Annotated in this window: 17 protein-coding genes; 12 read left to right on the top strand and 5 right to left on the bottom strand. The window is 45.2% G+C overall.

What is annotated here, in order from left to right:
- Nucleotides 1-147 precede the first annotated feature (147 nt).
- Nucleotides 148-954, top strand: a complete 807-nt coding sequence (locus tag gpAD87_RS05635; RefSeq protein ID WP_231952451.1) for a GGDEF domain-containing protein — start codon at nt 148-150, stop codon at nt 952-954.
- 113 nt (nt 955-1,067) lie between these two features.
- Here gpAD87_RS05635 and gpAD87_RS05640 read toward each other — a convergent pair whose 3' ends face one another.
- On the bottom strand, nt 1,068-1,793 hold the full coding sequence (locus gpAD87_RS05640) for a hypothetical protein (RefSeq protein ID WP_064636766.1): 726 nt from the start codon (nt 1,791-1,793) through the stop codon (nt 1,068-1,070).
- 279 nt (nt 1,794-2,072) lie between these two features.
- Between gpAD87_RS05640 and gpAD87_RS05645 the strand changes: the two genes are divergently transcribed.
- From gpAD87_RS05645 to gpAD87_RS05665, 5 genes are all read left to right on the top strand, one after another.
- On the top strand, nt 2,073-4,031 hold the full coding sequence (locus gpAD87_RS05645) for an AraC family transcriptional regulator (protein ID WP_064636768.1): 1,959 nt from the start codon (nt 2,073-2,075) through the stop codon (nt 4,029-4,031).
- Between the two features lie 188 nt (nt 4,032-4,219).
- Nucleotides 4,220-6,199, top strand: coding sequence for an AraC family transcriptional regulator (locus tag gpAD87_RS05650; protein ID WP_064636770.1), 1,980 nt, complete (start codon nt 4,220-4,222; stop codon nt 6,197-6,199).
- Nucleotides 6,200-6,356: 157 nt separating this feature from the next.
- Nucleotides 6,357-7,394, top strand: coding sequence for an NAD(P)/FAD-dependent oxidoreductase (locus tag gpAD87_RS05655; protein ID WP_064636772.1), 1,038 nt, complete (start codon nt 6,357-6,359; stop codon nt 7,392-7,394).
- Nucleotides 7,395-7,619: 225 nt separating this feature from the next.
- Nucleotides 7,620-8,264: a hypothetical protein gene (locus gpAD87_RS05660; RefSeq protein WP_064636774.1), complete on the top strand. Its 645-nt coding sequence runs from the start codon at nt 7,620-7,622 to the stop codon at nt 8,262-8,264.
- A 538-nt stretch (nt 8,265-8,802) separates the two neighbouring features.
- Nucleotides 8,803-9,279: a hypothetical protein gene (locus tag gpAD87_RS05665; RefSeq protein ID WP_024630975.1), complete on the top strand. Its 477-nt coding sequence runs from the start codon at nt 8,803-8,805 to the stop codon at nt 9,277-9,279.
- Nucleotides 9,280-9,502: 223 nt separating this feature from the next.
- Here the strand turns inward: gpAD87_RS05665 and gpAD87_RS05670 are convergent, their stop codons facing one another.
- Nucleotides 9,503-10,096: a thymidine kinase gene (locus gpAD87_RS05670; RefSeq protein WP_024630974.1), complete on the bottom strand. Its 594-nt coding sequence runs from the start codon at nt 10,094-10,096 to the stop codon at nt 9,503-9,505.
- 184 nt (nt 10,097-10,280) lie between these two features.
- On the opposite strand from gpAD87_RS05670, the gene gpAD87_RS05675 reads away from it, so the two are divergent.
- Nucleotides 10,281-10,493 (top strand): hypothetical protein, encoded by a 213-nt coding sequence (locus tag gpAD87_RS05675; RefSeq protein WP_064636776.1) that lies wholly within the window; start codon nt 10,281-10,283, stop codon nt 10,491-10,493.
- A gap of 8 nt (nt 10,494-10,501) precedes the next feature.
- On the opposite strand, the gene gpAD87_RS05680 is transcribed toward gpAD87_RS05675, so the two are convergent.
- Together gpAD87_RS05680 and gpAD87_RS05685 are read right to left on the bottom strand one after the other, a co-directional pair.
- A complete protein-coding gene (locus gpAD87_RS05680; RefSeq protein WP_064636778.1) occupies nt 10,502-10,849 on the bottom strand; it encodes a potassium channel family protein in 348 nt (115 codons plus the stop codon).
- Between the two features lie 185 nt (nt 10,850-11,034).
- On the bottom strand, nt 11,035-11,358 hold the full coding sequence (locus gpAD87_RS05685; RefSeq protein WP_064636780.1) for a DUF2627 domain-containing protein: 324 nt from the start codon (nt 11,356-11,358) through the stop codon (nt 11,035-11,037).
- Nucleotides 11,359-11,600: 242 nt separating this feature from the next.
- Here gpAD87_RS05685 and lpdA point away from each other — a divergent pair, with 242 nt between their 5' ends.
- The 5 genes from lpdA (at nt 11,601) to lipB (ending at nt 17,558) form a co-directional block, all read left to right on the top strand.
- Nucleotides 11,601-13,025 carry a dihydrolipoyl dehydrogenase gene (lpdA, locus tag gpAD87_RS05690; RefSeq protein ID WP_064636782.1) on the top strand — a complete coding sequence of 475 codons (1,425 nt, stop codon included), beginning with the start codon at nt 11,601-11,603 and terminating at the stop codon, nt 13,023-13,025.
- A gap of 139 nt (nt 13,026-13,164) precedes the next feature.
- The gene (locus gpAD87_RS05695; RefSeq protein ID WP_063565722.1) at nt 13,165-14,193 is read left to right on the top strand and encodes a thiamine pyrophosphate-dependent dehydrogenase E1 component subunit alpha; all 1,029 of its coding nucleotides are present in this window, start codon (nt 13,165-13,167) and stop codon (nt 14,191-14,193) included.
- A gap of 2 nt (nt 14,194-14,195) precedes the next feature.
- A complete protein-coding gene (locus tag gpAD87_RS05700) occupies nt 14,196-15,182 on the top strand; it encodes an alpha-ketoacid dehydrogenase subunit beta (RefSeq protein ID WP_024630968.1) in 987 nt (328 codons plus the stop codon).
- Nucleotides 15,183-15,230: 48 nt separating this feature from the next.
- Nucleotides 15,231-16,685 (top strand): dihydrolipoamide acetyltransferase family protein, encoded by a 1,455-nt coding sequence (locus tag gpAD87_RS05705; RefSeq protein WP_063565723.1) that lies wholly within the window; start codon nt 15,231-15,233, stop codon nt 16,683-16,685.
- A gap of 165 nt (nt 16,686-16,850) precedes the next feature.
- Nucleotides 16,851-17,558: a lipoyl(octanoyl) transferase LipB gene (gene lipB / locus gpAD87_RS05710; protein WP_064636784.1), complete on the top strand. Its 708-nt coding sequence runs from the start codon at nt 16,851-16,853 to the stop codon at nt 17,556-17,558.
- 27 nt (nt 17,559-17,585) lie between these two features.
- Here the strand turns inward: lipB and prli42 are convergent, their stop codons facing one another.
- Nucleotides 17,586-17,687 carry a stressosome-associated protein Prli42 gene (gene prli42, locus gpAD87_RS31740; protein ID WP_090810668.1) on the bottom strand — a complete coding sequence of 34 codons (102 nt, stop codon included), beginning with the start codon at nt 17,685-17,687 and terminating at the stop codon, nt 17,586-17,588.
- Nucleotides 17,688-17,758: the final 71 nt, after the last annotated feature.

Below are 17,758 nucleotides of genomic sequence, written 5' to 3' on the forward strand. Positions count from 1 at the left end.
AATGGTATATTTACGCAAATAGGTGAGATAGCCGATACGATTCCTATAGTAACGCCTGAAACAAAATGTGATATCGTCTACCATCTTTTTAAATCCAATCCCAATCTGGAAGGTGTAGCGGTTATGGGAGAACAAGGAGTGTCATTAATGATGCGAGCTCGTTTCTTCCAGCAGATTGGTACACAGTATGGCTATAATTTGTATATGGGACGCCCTGTGGAACTGGTTATGAACGCCCGGGCACTGGTCGTCGATTACGCTGAACAGATTACGGATGTAAGCGTTCTGGCTATGAATCGATCTGAAGAAGAGTTATACGATCTAGTGCTTATAACAGCTGAAGGCGTTTTGTATGGAGCAGTTAGTATCCGACGTCTGCTGCTCGCTGTGGCTGATGTTCGTGCCGAGATGGCTATTTTCATGAATCCCTTGACAGGTCTTCCAGGTAACCGAATTATAGATGAACGATTGTATCAGTTACTTCAGCTTGATTTTTTTAGTGTTCTATACATAGATTTGGATCACTTTAAATCCTACAATGATAGCTATGGGTTCAAAATGGGGGATCAGCTTATTCAAGCTACTGCTAACCTGCTCCGGAAACTTTTTGTTTTTCCAGAGGCTTTTCTTGGCCATATCGGTGGAGACGATTTTATTGTGATATTAAATCATCATGAATTTAGACACGTCTGTGAAGAAGTGATAACAGGTTTTGAGCAGATCAAGGGTACGTTTTACAATCAGGAGGACTTGGATAATCAATATGTTTTGGGCGAAGGGCGTTCTGGACTGAACCGACCTATACCGCTTGTTTCGGTGTCGATCGCTGTGGTCACGAACCACAGACAACAGTATGAAAACATTGATCAAATTGTGAGTGAGGCGACCCGGGTTAAAAAAGTATGTAAATCGGTGAATGGTAGCATTATTTGTGGGAATGAAGAAGCCGTATAACTATTAATGTCCGCAAAAACATTAGATACGGAAAAAACCGTTATTTACAGGTAGAAGAGAACTGTAGATAACGGTTTTTTTATTGGAGAATAGTTATCCATTATGTAATCTAATTAAACCCGAATGTCGAGCGATGTATAGGATGGGGCAGGGGATGTATTTGATTGCGTCTCTTGAATTTTTCCTGGTTCTTTATCATTCTGCGTACCGTTGGAAATCTTTGATTTGTCTCCAGCCTTATTTTCTTTATTTACTTCCTTATCTTCATTTGCAGGAGATTGTGGAGTAGAATGGGTAGCTTCTGTTGGTATCGGTTGGTTGATTTCTTTTAATTTTTCCCCGATGGACTGATCAACCTTTCGGATTTGAGAATCAATCTCTTGAACCATCTCACGCTTCATTTGAAAAACAGTTTGTTCAGCGTTCTCCAGCATCATCGACTTACCCATATCGTTTCCAGCGTCATTATCGAGAACGATCCGGTCGAAGCGGGTTTCCCCTTCTAGTGTTTGAATGGACCCGTGCATGCGATCACGCAAACCTACCAGTTTGCCTAACTGATCATAAGTCTGGCTATGTTTGATTAGATGACCCATTGCCGGAGCCTGATTTTCGCCAGAGAGCTCAGACGGTTGCGGCTCCTGTTGCTTAGGTTGCTCAGACTGCTTCAATTTATTCTTTTCTTGAATCTCCTCGCTTTTGATTTGAGCGATTTGATTATCGACCTGTTGGATGAAACTCGTTATAGATTTAACTCGTTCCGCCTTAATTTTGGAGTCCAACTGATCATTAGATTTGACGGATTGCAGTTCTTCATTAAGCCTAATTTTTTGTTTCATAAGTCCCTGAATTTCCTTATCTCTACTGGAGACTTGGCTCCCTGAGGTGAAGCTGCTTTTGGAGGCAGGTGAAATTGAATTCATGGTCTTTTCCCTTTCTTCGTTATATCGTGGATCTACTTACATATATCGGATGTTACGAGAAGCAAATGAAGACACGCTTGCTAATAAGTTGACTTTCATTTCTTTGTTGCTTACTTGCTAATAATAATTGATAATGGTTATCAATAAGTGAAGGACTGTTTAGTCAATCTTTTTAGACGGAGTTGGGTTAATGAAATGTGGAATAATTATTACATACTCTGGAACTATGCTGCTGTGAGTATTGCGGATGTACGTTATATGGAGTTAGGTCCATGTGAGGAGCTAACATATAAATTTCCTGCAAGCACGTTTGTGTTCACCATCCAGGGTAAAGCCTATGTGACCATAAACGACCAGAAGCATGAAGTGAGTCGTTTTTATGTTATCCATGGTGGAAAAGGAAGCGTGCTGCATATTGAAGCTGGACAATCCGGACTGAACCTGTTTTACCTTATGTACAAATCAAGCTTGCCAAGTGGAGGAAGAACCGATTTGGGCAATATGATGGAGCACATGAATCCGTTTCAGCTAACCTATGGTTTTGCCCCCAAGTCACCAGTTGTGCTTTATGAGCAAGTGAAACAGATACACACTTTATGGAATCAAAAGAACCCCATACATCATTTTCAGGCAAAAAGCCTGTTTTATCCTTTTGTAGAGCAAGTATCAGCACAAATTCCTCATGCTGCAACTCGCTATTCCGTTACGGATCAGGTCAGCAAAGTAATCAAAATAGTGGAATCCTCTTATGCTGAGCCGTTGACGCTGCATGTTTTGGCAGAGAAGGTTGGCAGTAGCCCCAGAAGTCTGTCCCGCAAGTTCAAGCAGGCCACGGGTTATAGTCCAATCGACTATTTGATTCAGTTCCGTTTGTTCAAGGCCAAGGAGATGCTGTTGCATACCGACGCTACATTGGATGAGATTGCAGCAGGCATCGGTTATCCGGACGGATATTATCTGGGACGTATGTTCAAAAAACATACAGGTGTTTCTCCGCTTCAGTTCAAGGAGAAAACATCTGTACCCCTAAAATGGCCTGATCTGACATCGGCCCTGGCGCGAAATGACATTTCCAGTGGAAGAGCTGGAAGGTATGTTTATAACGATGATGATAATCATTATCAATATAAACACGGAGGGTCATTGTACATGAATAGACAGACAAGAACAGGAATGCTGTTTAGTATTTTATTAAGTCTCACTTTACTGCTGAGTGCCTGCTCGACAGGAGCAACTAGTAATTCTGGGGGAGAAACATCGGGAAGCAAAGGGACTTCGAGTGCTACCAGCACAGTAACGGCCGATAGCCAATCGAACAATTCCGAGCCTCGGATCATCTCGACGGTTAAGGGAGATATTACGGTCCCGGCTGAACCCAAGCGAATTGTGGTGGATTTATATTTAGGAAGCTTGATTGCTTTGGGAATCAAGCCAGTCGGTACACCGGAAATGAACTTGAAAAATCCCTATTTTATCAAATCACTTGAGGGCGTAGAGAATATTGGTGAATACGAAACCATTTCTCTTGAAAAGGTGTTGGAACTTCAACCAGATCTGATTGTCACAGGTGATCCTGATTTGTTTGATTCTTTTAGCAAAATTGCGCCTACGCTTGTTGTTCCTTATGGAGAGTTGAAAAACACTCATGAAGAGATCGCTTATTTCGGTAAAGCGTTGAACAAAGAAAAAGAGGCTGAGTCATGGTTGGCCGATTACGACGGACGAATTGCGGATGCCAAGAAGCGTGTAAGTGAAGCAATCGACGCAGAAGCAGAAGTATCAGTTATGCAATTTTACGATAAAGGACCGTTAGCCTTTGGTGATAACTTTGGGCGTGGAGGTCAGGCTGTTTATAGTGCTCTCGGATTGAATCCTCCGGCAGACAAAAAAGAGATATTAATGAAAGATCAGCTTGTTGAAGTCTCGTCCGAATCCATACCCGAATTTGCCGGTGATTACATTATTCTTACGGCAGACAACCTAACTTTGGAGGAATTGAAATCCAAGCCAGTATGGAGTTCGCTTGATGCCGTCAAGAATGATCGTGTGTTTATCTGGAGTCCGGATCGTTCATGGTACTTCGACCCTATTGCAACGTTGGATCAAACCGAGGAATTGGCAGCTTGGTTCACGAAGACAGCTGTTCAAAAGTAAATCTTTCGGATCATTGATTGGTGAAATTGAATCCTGGTCAAAATACAGTTGATAATGAAAATTATTATCATCTATAATGAAGGGATATATAGTGAACCACTATAACGCTTCGGTTAAGGATGGTTTGCAGAATAATGATCTTGTACAAGGTCTTTATTCCTGGTGAGACTGGGATTGGAGAGTAATCGATGCAATTAAACGAACAGATGCAATGCTGGAATCATGCGGCTGTTAAAATTCTGGATATACGCCGGATCGTCATGGAGGCAGGGGAGATACAGGAATCCTATTTGCTTCCGGCAAACGCTTTTATATACAGCATTCGGGGTGCAGCTCAACTTAAATTGGATGGGAAAACACACGAAGCACAGCGATTCTGTATTCTGCATGGTGGTAAAGGATCATCACTGGATATTCGGGTGAGCGAAAAGTTTGAATATTACTTGCTGTTCTACAGGGCATTCCTTGCGTTCCCAACTCATCGTAAAACATGGCGGTTGTCACAACCTCCTCAGATTGCTCCGTTCTCTTTGCAATATGGATTTACGCCGAGCAATCCTCTTGCTATATTGCGCTATTTTGGTGAACTGGAGAAAGCGTGGGATCAGGCGAGCAGACTGGACTTGCTGCAAGTGAAAAGTTTGTTCTACCAATTTATTCATGAGCTGTTGTTTCAATTGGCAGAGCAGGAAGTTAGAACAGTACTTCCAGACCCTATTGAGCAAACACTTCGCTACATACAGGAGCATTATAGGGAACAGGTGACTCTGGATTTTCTGGCTGAACAATTCAACTACAGCTCCCGTCATTTATCTATGCAATTTAAAAGAAAGACAGGACACAGTCCGATTGATTATCTCATTCAAACGAGACTGACCAAGGCCCGGAATTTGCTTGTTCGATCCGATGCAACCCTGCGCGAAATCGCGGCAGAAGTGGGATACACGGATGTGTATTATTTCAGCCGTATTTTCAAAAAACATGTGGGCCTGTCCCCCACACTCTATCAGCAGAAAATAAGGAACCAGACCCTTGCAGAGGATCGTCCATTACAATTCTCCGAATCGTCCATTGGCTGGAGAAGGATGCGAGGATATATTGATTATGAGAATCATTATCAATATATAGACGGAGGGTCTACATCAATGAAAAGAAGAAAAACAAGCTCCAGCATGATTTTGGTTGCACTTTTAAGCATCACAATGCTTTTATCGGCATGCTCCGCTGGCTCTGCAACAACAACAGTTACGGGGGAAGGTACGAATACGAACTCATCTACGAGCACAGCCGCATCTTCATCATCAGATTCAGGTAGTCAAACGAACAATGAAAATGGAACACGCACGGTCTCCACGGTTAAAGGTGATGTTGTTGTCCCGGCAAATCCTAAACGGGTGGTTGTACTTTATCTTCAAGGAGATGTTGTAGCGCTTGGAATTAAGCCTATTGCGACGTCTGACGTATTTGATGGGGCTGCATATAAGAATGAGCTTGAAGGGGTAAATTCACTAGGCACCTGGTTTGAACCAAACCCTGAGGCTGTCATTGATCTGGACCCGGATTTGATCATTGTTCCTTCAGAAGAGACTTACACGCTATTAAAAGATATTGCACCAACTGTGTATGTCCCATATGAGAAAATGACAACGGAAGAAAGACTTCATAGTATCGCTAGCATTTTCGGCAAAGAACAGGAAGCAGACGTTTTAATCGACAATCTTAACAGTAAAGTTGAAGAGAGCAAGAAAAAACTTGCTGATGCAGGCATACTGGACAAAACGGCCTCCATCGTCGAGGGTGGGCTGAAAGAGATGGTCATTGTAGAAAGTAAGCAATACGGCCGAGGATCTCAGGCTATATACGAGTACTTGGAAATGAAAGCACCTGAAGCGGTCCAGAAAAAAATTGACGTCGTTTCCGACGCGGCAGGTTCGACCTTGTCCATGGAAGTTCTTCCTGAGTATATGGGAGACTACGTGTTTCGTTCGGTATATGAAGGGGCAGATAACCTTAACGATAATCCAATTTGGAATAGCATACCCGCTATCAAAGAAGGCCGTTTAATCGAGATTGATTTTGATTTCTTCTATTACTCGGATATCTATTCCATCAACAAGCAAATCGATTTCGTTGTCGAGCATCTACTGGCAGCTCCCAAAGTTAAGTAATCAACAAATAAATAACCGATGGTAGTTTTGTATAAGAAATGTTTGAATTTTAGCCATTGTAATTTGATAAGTTTCCCATTAGACTAGGAAAAGAGTGATAATGAGAATCGATATCAAATAGTCGAGCGCTTTGGATCGAACTGATGGAGGTAACTACATGGATCAGCATTTGGAATTATATGATGTAACAATTATCGGCGGGGGACCTGCCGGCATGTATTCTGCATTTTACAGCGGGATGCGTGATATGAAGACCAAGTTGATTGAGGCGCGGGATAAATTGGGTGGTCGCATGCTCTTTTATCCAGAAAAAATGATCTGGGACGTTGGCGGCGTCACCCCGATTCTGTGTGAAAATTTGATTAAACAGCTGGAAGAACAGGCTAGAACATTTGAGCCAACGATTGTGTTTGAACAGCAAATTGAAGGATTTGAGCGTCAGCCTGATGGCACGATTCTGCTGACATCGAATACAGGAGAACAACACTGGACACGTACCGTCATATTGGCGATCGGGTATGGTATATATAAAATGGCCAAGCTGGAGCTTGAAGGTGCTGACCGTTATGAGGTTACCAATCTTCACTATACGGTACAGGAGCTGGAGCCTTTCCGTGGTAAACGGGTACTGATCTCTGGTGGAGGTGACTCCGCGGTGGATTGGGCCAATGAGCTTGAAGCACTGGCAGAGCAAGTGACGGTTGTGCATCGTCGTGACCGCTTTGGTGGTTTGGAGCGCAATGTACTGCGGATGAGAGAATCCTCAGTGGATATTCGTACACCATACGCCGTTGATACCCTACATAGTCAAAGTGGGGAGATCATCGAACAAGTGACGATATCCCATGTTGAGACTGGTGAGAGTGAAGTCCTTGATGTGGATGCCATTATCGTCAACCACGGCATGAAGAGTGATTTTGGCCCGCTCCGGGATTGGGGACTTAATCTTGGTGAATGGCATGTCAAAACAACAGAGAAGCTGCAAACGAATATTCCAGGCGTCTTCGCTGCAGGAGACTTTGTAGATTATGGAAGTAAACTGTATCTGATTGCCGGAACATTTACGGATGCGGCCCTCGCAGTAAACAGTGCAAAACTGTATATGGACCCTGAGGCGGAGAAAGTTGCCTATGTGTCTTCCCATAACAGCCGGTTCAAGGAAAAAAATAAAGAACTTGGTGTTGTGGAAGAATAGAATCTCTTTATATAACTTCAACTCCAATAGATCAAATCAAACGAAGCAGTTCTGGCTTATGCCAGAACTGCTTTTTTGTTTCCATTTTCGGTATGAACCTCCTCGAATTGCACAACATAGAACAGACACCGGAATTGAACATACATCATCAACTGTCTATAATGAGCCTTAGAAGTGAGGAATAACAGCAAGAAACGTCAAACAGATTAGAGTGGAGTGCACAATATGAAAAAAGAATCTCAACGTATATCCACATTCATTCATCGGTGGTTCAAAGGCCCTGAGAAAAAACGCGTCAAATGGTCGGAAATCTATCTGGCTGTTGCTGGTAAAATGCACCGTTTACTGGTGGACGGCCGGCGCGCACGTTCAGCGGCCAGGAGGCTGCATCAGGATTTGCCCATTACCGCTTTGAACCAGATGAAGCTGGAGCCAGGAGATATTTTATATACGCCAAGTTCGGAATCGACTTATTACGCCGGGCATATGGGGATTATTGGACTCGACGGTAAAGTGTATCACGTACACCCTTATGGACCTGTGTTTGCCGATTCCTTGGATTGGTACATCACCCGCTTTTATGAGGGAGATCGTTTCATTGTGTTTCGTTCCCGTTTGAATCAGGCTGGTGTAAAGGCAGCGCAGTGGGTACAGGATCATTACAAGCAGGTAAAATTTTATCGATTGCAGACGAATCTGCGCAGCATTGAACGAAACTATTGTTCCAAATTCATATATCAAGCGTACCAATTTACAACTGGACTTGATCTGTGGAGTCGAAAGTTTGTGAAGCTTAATCAGGGATATATCTATCCGTTTCGAATTGAGCGCTCACCCGCGCTTGAGGTTCTTGGAACGTTTTATAAATAAGGCAAGTTAACCGACGGAAGTTCCTTTCTTCTACAATAGGTTGGGGCAGGTTCTGTCGGTTTTTTTTGTATGCGTAGAGATCAAAAACAGGAAAAAGGCTCAAAACGTCGAATAGATTATGAGATAGGCATGCACAACTTGGAATTGTATACATAACCAATGCAGGATCAATTTTTGCCCAAGCATAAGCAATTCACCCCTTAGAAGGCAAACAAGGAAGAGAGAGAAAGAGATGAAATGGCTGAACTTTGTGCGCAGGTTCAAATCAAACTCAAACGTAGTAAACCTATCCGATTACACTCCCAGGAAGGAAAGGAGGCAATATTGTTCCATCTGTAGTAAAAAAGTGAAGTCCATCGTGCATTATGCGACTTCCCAGGGAAATGTTGCAGGTGTATGCAGTTCTTGTAAATCAGTGGCGGAACATCGAGGAATGTTACCCATTTAATAAGGAAGAGATACGCTCAGGAAATAACATTGCTTTGATTTATGAGCGTTTTTGTAGTACATTAGCAAATGTATTCGAAGGAGGATTCTAATGTACTCAGGTAGACAAGACGATACTTTATACATCATGACCTACACCTTAAACAGCGGTATCAAGGGTACGGTTCCACTGTCAAATAAGCAGATTATTGAGTGGCTGGATTGCTACAGAAATGAGAAGCGCTTCGTGACCGAAATCGGCAAGGAGTTTTTTGGATTGAATGCAGGATTGGTAGCAGATTTTAAAGTTCAGAATCATTTATCGGATTATCAGCAGACAATTATGCCTACACAGCAGCAGGATAACATGGAACGTTTGTCCAGCGCATATAAATCAACCGAGTTATTAATGAAGATTGATTGTAAATGTGGCACGGCATATGTTACGGAGTCTCCATATAAGCGCACCAAATGGTATTGCACCAAGTGTAAAGAGATTGTATTTTTGGATGCCAAAAAAGGAATGGTAGAAACGTCGCGTGGCGACGCTTACTACATGACCAACAAATATTTTGTTTCCCGGGACTAGCGGGAGATGACGAATGGGAAGCATCGCTGTGAGGCGGTGCTTTTTTGTGTGCAAAGAAAGAGCAAATGACCGAGTTAAGCAAAGGTATATTAAGGGTATGCTGGTAAAAAGGAGTTATAATAAAAAAAGCCCTCGGGGGCTTTTTTTGAAATCTCAGGAAACCTGTAGCAGCAGATACCGCCGATCAGAACCTATAGATTAATTATTGAAAAGCTGAGTCAGCTCAGCATTCAACTTTGTGAGGAGGAATGAAGCAGCAGCGACAGCGCGGCTCATAAGCTTCAGAATCGCCAATCATGACGACAGGTCCAAGCGTTACAGGCTCTCCATTAACGATACGCTGGGTGAAAGCCGCATCCGGGCTTCCGCATACGGCACAGAATGCTGACAGTTTCTCAATATCATCCGCCATAGCGAGCAAACCGCCTACATACCCAAATTCCTTGCCACGGTAATCCATATTCAGTCCATCCACAATGACATGTTTGCCACAGTAGGCTAGCTCGGAGACCAGTTCCATGATGGCACTGCTGAAGAATTGTACTTCATCAAATGCAACAACATCAGCATCTTTGGTCTGAGTCAGGATCATCTCTACGGATTCCGGGGTCAATTGCCGGGGAATGGAATGGGCAGGCAGACGATAGCCGATTCGGCTAACAATCTCGTCTTGGGCAAACCGATCATCTTCGGCAGGTTTGTAAGCAACGACCTTTTTACGGCCGAATTGAATTAATTTCTGACAACGGCGAATGAGTTCACCGGATTTTTCACTAAACATAGGTCCTGTAATTACGGTAATTCGTCCTGTTTGCACAGTTCTGCTACTCCTCTCACATACGGGATTCAACAAAAAAAAGCGACCATTACAGAGTACCACAAAATCTTTAGTAAGAGCCAGAACTAATCTGAGCAGCTTTGTGTTACTATATGGATTGTTAAGCTGTTGGTTACGGCAGGGTAATTCGTAAGCCAGGAGCGATTGAAAAGAGGTGTTAACGATGAGTGAAGCATTATCTGAATTACAAGAGCGATATGAACGTTTGAAAGGGCAGTCAGTCCTTGACGAAGCTGCGCAGGCGTTGTTTGCAGACTTGTTCGCTGAAGCGGAGCGGCTGCAAGCCAGCAATCTGACGTTGCGCAGAACGATTCTGAAGTCCTCTTCTAAAGAGTCGCGCATGTCTACCAAGCTGCGGGATGCATTATACGAATAACCCGGAGACTACTCCGGGTTCTCTTCTGTCTGCAATTTGCGGGGAAATAGAATACCTGCTGTAATTCTGGCAATCATGGCGAAGGTGAGGCCGATACCTGCGAACATATAGATGACTGTAAAAGCCTTGCCGAATCCGGTCGATGGTACAAAATTCGGATGTCCCACCGTCGTTAGAGTTACTGCGCAGAAGTAGAGGGCATCAATCCAGTGCAGACCTTCAACGCGGGTATAAAATAATGTGCCCGAGAGAAGTGTCGCCGCAGTTAATACAAACAGAGCCAGGAACTTCTGGTCCTTGAAGGCATGGAAAATGCCTTTAAGCAATCTTTTTAGCGTAATGATAAACGAGACCATGTTGATCCATCCTGTCTATGGAAGAGTGGGAATTGTGCATATTCAGGATGCTAACACTGAATTTATGCAAAATACGTGTTTGAATAAATAAGCATTATACCTGATCGAGTACCGTATATAAAGGCAGATGTAAGGTTCAGATGTTGAAATGTTGCGGAGCCAGAAAAATGACAAAAAGCCCGGACTCAGGAAGTCGTACCGGGCGTCTCTGCTTTGTCGGCTGAGGGTGCGCTTTTTGAACGAAAACGGGGTCCTACATAATTACGCTTGCGGTCACGGAACAGAATCCAGCCTCCCAGAAAACTCATGCCTGCGGCGAACAGGACAAGTCCTCCACCAAAGGAGAGCCATTGAAAACCTGGTGAGATCTGCTCGTTCCCATGCTCGGCATAATACAGGAAAAGGGCGTCCTTCATCATTAGAAAACCCTTCATTGCCATTAACCCGGGAATGACCAGAACAATAATCGCCACAAATCGTGCAAAGATCAGTCTAGTATTCATCACCATTAAACTCCTTCTGCCTGAGGTTGACTAGGTTGACGTAAAATAAAGGTTGCGCTTACAGGTCATACCTGATTCCATCATAGCTTGGTTTTCAGAAGCTGTCCATGCGTTTCATGGTCAAATTTTGAGTTGACTGCTCAAGGGGAGTACAATGGAATATAGATAACGTCTATGAAAAAGAGAATCATTCGAATCATCATCTTACAAATATATTGAAATTATATGGATAGAGGAGAACAGAAAAGATGCCAATTACATGTGATGTTGCCATTCTTGGAGGAGGAACGGGAGGGTACGTTGCTGCCATCCGTGCCGCACAGTTAGGAAAACAGGTTGTTATTATCGAGAAGGATAAGCTGGGGGGCACCTGTCTGCATCGTGGCTGTATTCCAAGCAAGGCGTTGCTGCGAAGTGCGGAAGTGTACGCTGAGATACAAGAAAGCGAAATGTATGGGATTGAAACAGCTGGAGCAACACTTGTATTTCCGAAGGTTCAGGCGCGCAAGGATGCAATTGTGGAGCAGCTTCATCAAGGTGTGCAGTATTTAATGAAAAAAAATAAAATTCAAGTCGTACACGCCAAAGGGCGCGTTATCGGACCTTCCATTTTCTCCCCTCAGAGCGGTGCAGTGGCTGTCGAATTTGAAGATGGAGAGATGGATACAGTTGTGCCAACCAACCTCATTATTGCTACCGGATCTCGCCCACGGGTGCTGCCAGGTCTTGAGCCAGACGGTCGGTACATCATGAGCAGTGATGAGGCTTTGCGAATGGACGAATTACCGGCATCCCTGATCATTGTTGGTGGTGGGGTGATTGGCCTCGAATGGGCCTCGATGCTGAATGATTTTGGCGTTGAAATTACAGTTGTTGAAGCCGCTGCTCATGTATTGCCAGCAGAGGATGAAGATGTAGCCAAGGAAATGCAGAGATTGCTTGGGAAACGTGGTGTTCGCTTCCTAACAGGCGCTAGCGTTCTGACAGAGACATATAGCATACAGGAAGACGGTATTCAGATTGATGTCAAGCTGGGGGATGAGAAGCAAGAGACTCTGAAAGCGGACAAGATGCTGGTGTCGGTTGGTCGTCAGGCCAATGTCGAAAATATCGGACTCGAAAATACAGATATCAAACTCGAACGCGGATTTATCGCTGTGAATCAATATTTACAAACCGGTGAGGGACATATTTATGCAATCGGCGATGTCATCGGCGGATTACAGCTGGCGCATGCAGCGAGTCATGAAGGCATTTTGGCAGTGAATCATCTGGCGGGTGAAACGGTACATGCCGTCGAATCACATCGAATCCCGCGCTGTGTCTATACTCGTCCGGAAGCAGCGAGTATCGGATTCACGGAGCGCGAGGCCAAAGAGCGTGGTTATGAAGTGAAGACAGGCAAGTTTCCGTTCCAGGCGATTGGAAAATCTTTGGTTCATGGAAGTCGGGATGGATTCGTGAAGGTAATCGCGGATGCCAAGACGAATGATATATTGGGAGTACATATGATCGGTACCCATGTGACGGAACTGATCGCAGAGGCCTCATTGGCTCAGATGCTGGATGCCACACCTTGGGAAGTGGGACAGACGATCCATCCTCACCCTACTTTGTCGGAAATCATGGGTGAAGCCATGTTGGCAGTAGACGGAAAATCGATTGGAATGTAAGCCAGACAGGCTTATGAGAAAGGTCCTTTCCTTTTTTGGGCAAATGGGATTATAATAAGGTTAAGCCAAGTCTTAGTACCAGGTTATAAGATCGGGTAGTAAGACGGGCATAGGCTCTGATTAAAAGGAGGTACCTCATATGAGTTCAAAAGGTACTGCAGACGCGGTCCATCGGCATGAACAGCTGGGACTTAGCGATGGTGAAGTATTGGATATGTACAAATACATGCTGCTCGCACGCAAGTTCGACGAGCGTTGCTTGCTCTTACAGCGGGCCGGCAAAATTAACTTTCACGTATCTGGTGTAGGACAGGAAGCTGCGCAAGTAGGCGCTGCATTCGGTCTGGACCGGGATCACGATTATTATTTACCGTATTACCGCGATTATGGTTTTGTACTGGCGGTTGGCATGACTCCACGTGAGTTGATGCTGTCTGCTTTTGCGAAGGCGGAAGATCCGAATAGTGGCGGACGGCAAATGCCGGGCCACTTCGGTCACAAAAAGCTGCGGATTGTAACGGGCTCCAGTCCGGTTACCACACAGGTTCCGCACGCTGTAGGGTTTGCACTGGCTGCCAAAATGAAGAAGCAAGAATTCGTTTCTTTTGTAACTTTTGGCGAAGGGTCAAGCAACCAGGGAGATTTCCACGAAGGTGCCAATTTCGCAGGTGTTCATAAACTTCCTGTGATCATTATGTGTGAGAACAATCAGTATGCCATCTCGGTGCCAATTCACAAGCAGCTGAGTGGTAAAATATCGGATCGTGCACTTGGGTACGGGTTCCCCGGACTTCGTGTAGACGGAAACGATGCGCTGGAAGTATACGGTGCAGTCAAAGAAGCTCGTCGCCGCGCAATCGCTGGTGAAGGACCTACGCTTATTGAAGCGATGATGTATCGTTTGTCTCCACACTCCACTTCCGACAATGATCTGGCATACCGGACCAAGGAAGAGGTTGAAGAGAACTGGAAGAAGGACGGCGTGCTTCGCATGAAGAACTATCTGATCGATTGCGGCATCTGGGACGAAGCCCGGGATGCGGATCTGGCTTCCCAGCTTGCGCTGGAAATGAAAGAAGCGACTGAATACGCAGACAACGCGCCATATCCGAAACCTGAGGACACTCTGACGCACGTTTATGCGGACAGCGAAGAAGGGGGACGGTAAGTATGGCGGTTATGGAATATATTGATGCAATCCGTCTCGCGATGAAAGAAGAGATGGAGCGGGATGAAAATGTCTTTATCCTTGGTGAAGATGTTGGGGTCAAAGGTGGCGTGTTCACTACAACCAAAGGGTTACAGGATCAGTTCGGCGAAATGCGTGTCATGGACACACCTTTGTCCGAATCAGCGATTGCAGGTGTAGCTATTGGCGCTGCGATGTACGGTATGAAACCTATTGCCGAGATGCAATATTCGGATTTCATGTTGCCTGCAACAAATCAGATTATTAGTGAAGCGGCCAAAATTCGCTATCGCTCCAACAATGACTGGAGTTGCCCGATTGTTATTCGTGCGCCGATTGGCGGCGGTATTTTTGGTGGGCTGTATCACTCCCAATGTCCGGAATCGATCTTTTTTGGCACACCAGGTCTGAAAATTATAGCTCCTTACTCGGCATACGATGCGAAGGGACTGCTCAAAGCAGCCATTCGCGACCCGGACCCGGTTCTCTTTTTTGAAAATAAAAAATGCTACAAGCTGATCAAGGAAGATGTGCCGGAAGATGATTACATCGTTCCAATTGGTAAAGCCAACGTGCTTCGCGAAGGAGCAGATATTACAGTTATCGGGTATAGCCAGCCACTTCATTTTGTCATGCAGGCTGCCGAAGAGCTGGAGCGTGAGGAAGGCATTACTGCCCATGTACTGGATCTGCGCACATTGCAGCCACTTGATCGCGAAGCCATCATTGCATCCGCTCGTCTGACTGGCAAAGTGCTGATTGTGCATGAAGACAATAAAACTGGTGGTGTAGGAGCGGAAGTTGCGGCTATCATCAGTGAAGAATGTCTGTTCGAACTGGATGCGCCGATTCAGCGTCTCTGCGGACCGGATGTACCGGCAATGCCGATTAGCCCAACATTGGAGAAATTCTATATGCTGAGCAAGGATAAAGCCAAGGAAGCGATGCGTACGCTCGCCGAGTATTAATTCGTGTAGTGAGATAGTTTAAAAGCAAAGTTTGGAGTGATATAACCAATGAGTATGAAATGGATCGAGGTCATTATGCCGCAGCTGGCGGAATCGCTGGTCTCGGCTACCATTGCCAAATGGTTGAAAAAACCGGGTGACCGGATTGAACAATACGAACCGATCTGTGAAGTGATTACGGATAAAGTCAACGCAGAGATTCCATCAACCGTTGATGGAATTATGGGTGATCTGTTGGTCGAAGAAGGTACGACCATTGCGGTTGGCGAAGCCATCTGCCGCATGCAGGTAGCTGCTTCTGATGAAGAAGCAGCAGAGCAAGTAACGCATGCTTCGCAGCAACAGAATGGTGATCATGTTCATGCACAACAAAGTGCGAACTACGTACCTGCTGCTGGTGCAGCGAGTACAACAGGGCACGATCCCAATCAGCCGATGCGTAACCGCTATTCTCCTGCGGTTCAATCCCTTGCAGCTGAACATGGTCTCAACTTGCAGAGCATTCAGGGCACAGGAGCAGGTGGTCGGATTACACGTAAGGATGTACTGGCAGTGATTGCACAGGGTGGAAACGCGGGCGCAGCGTCTGCACAGTCTTCTACTGTAGCAGGACAGCAGGTCTCTTCGGGAGTACCTTCAGGTTCTCCTTTCAGCGGATTGAATCGGGGAAATGCAGACTTGGGCGCATCTGCGGGAGAAACCGTTCCAGCAGCCGACGCAGGCGTTCCTGTAAGACATTCCGGCATACATCTGACCGAAAGTCCGAAAATTCCCCAAATCGAAGTAGAGGGTGGCGGACAGGGAAGATCCGAATACTTTATCGACGTTACTCCAGTTCGTAATGCCATTGCTCGTAATATGCGTCAAAGCGTATCGGAAATCCCTCACGCGTGGACGATGATTGAAGTGGACGTGACGAATCTGGTGATGCTGCGCAACAAACTCAAGGATGAGTTCAAGCGCAAAGAAGGCATCAACCTGACGTACTTGTCCTTCATGATGAAGGGGGTCGTTAATGCGATTAAAGACTACCCGATCATGAACTCCGTCTGGGCTGTTGACAAAATTATTGTCAAACGGGATATCAACCTGTCGATGGCAGTGGGTACAGAAGACTCTGTACTGACACCGGTAATTAAACATGCGGATCAGCGCAACATCGCTGGTCTGGCTCGTGAAATTGATGAGCTGGCACGTAAAACTCGTGAAGGCACGTTGAAGCTAGACCATATGCAGGGCGGAACGTTCACGGTTAACAATACGGGGTCATTTGGTTCGATTCTGTCGCAACCTATTATTAACTACCCACAGGCGGCGATTCTTACATTTGAGTCGATCGTCAAGAAACCTGTGGTCATTAATGACATGATTGCTGTCCGTTCTATGGCGAACCTTTGTCTCTCCCTGGATCATCGTATTCTAGATGGAGTCATTAGCGGACGTTTCCTGCAACGTGTAAAAGAGAATCTTGAAGGATACACGATGGAATCGAAAGTGTATTAAGAGAGAGCAAGTGCATCATTTCAATGAGTTACTAATGATGCCAAGCCCTGAATAGATGGATAATGGGAAAGTGTATGTGCCAATGGCCGTGCACTTTTCCCGTTTTCTTTAATGAATGCTCATCATTATACAATGAACATTGAAACAGAAGGGTGTGGGGGAATCATGAGCAAGCCGCTGGATGTTATGTACATACCGATGCTTGATTATGAAGAGGCTTGGAACCGCCAGAAAGCGATTGTGCAGCAACTGGATGAGGGAGAAGGCGCGGAGCAGATGCTGTTGCTCCAGCATCCGCCGACGTATACGATCGGTTCACAGAATCACCCGGAGCACCTGCTTCTCAGTGAATACGAACTGCGGGAGCAAGGCATCTCCTTGTTTCAAATTGACCGCGGCGGTGATATTACTTATCATGGCCCTGGCCAGTTGGTAGGTTACCCGTTACTTGTTCTTGGACGGGATGAAGCCTTGGATTTACATGGCTATTTACGTCGCCTAGAGCAGATGATTATTGATTACCTGGCTGATCAGGGTATTGAAGCAGGGCGTAAAGAGGCTTACACAGGTGTATGGATCGGAGATTTGAAAATTGCCGCCATCGGCGTAAAGTTCAATCGCTGTAAACATCGGCGTGGCTTCGTGACGAGTCACGGATTTGCTTTTAATATCACCTCAGGCATTCAGCAAGCAGGCTTTCAGGGTATTGTTCCTTGCGGGATTGAGCAGTATGGTGTGACCTCGTTGGAGGATATTACAGGCAAGACCTACACTGTGGAACAAGTTGCGCAGGATATCGTTCCATACTTTAACCGGATTTTCCCGTATGAGATTACCTGGATTACAGAAAAAGAAGCCCTTCCCCGTCTGTAAATCAGACAGTCAAAAGGCTTCAGGTTTCTATCCGAACAATAAAGGTTCGAGCGCAATGAAAAGGGTGGACCCAATCATGGCGAGCAGCATGAGATAGATAATGATGCGGAACCATTTCTTTTTTTGCATGATGAGAGAACTCCTTTCAACAAATGAATAAACAGACCATAGTAATTGTATTGTACCGTATCGAAGAAAGG

Origin of the sequence: Paenibacillus sp. AD87 (assembly GCF_001659845.1) — a bacterium.
GTDB lineage: Bacteria > Bacillota > Bacilli > Paenibacillales > Paenibacillaceae > Paenibacillus > Paenibacillus marchantiae.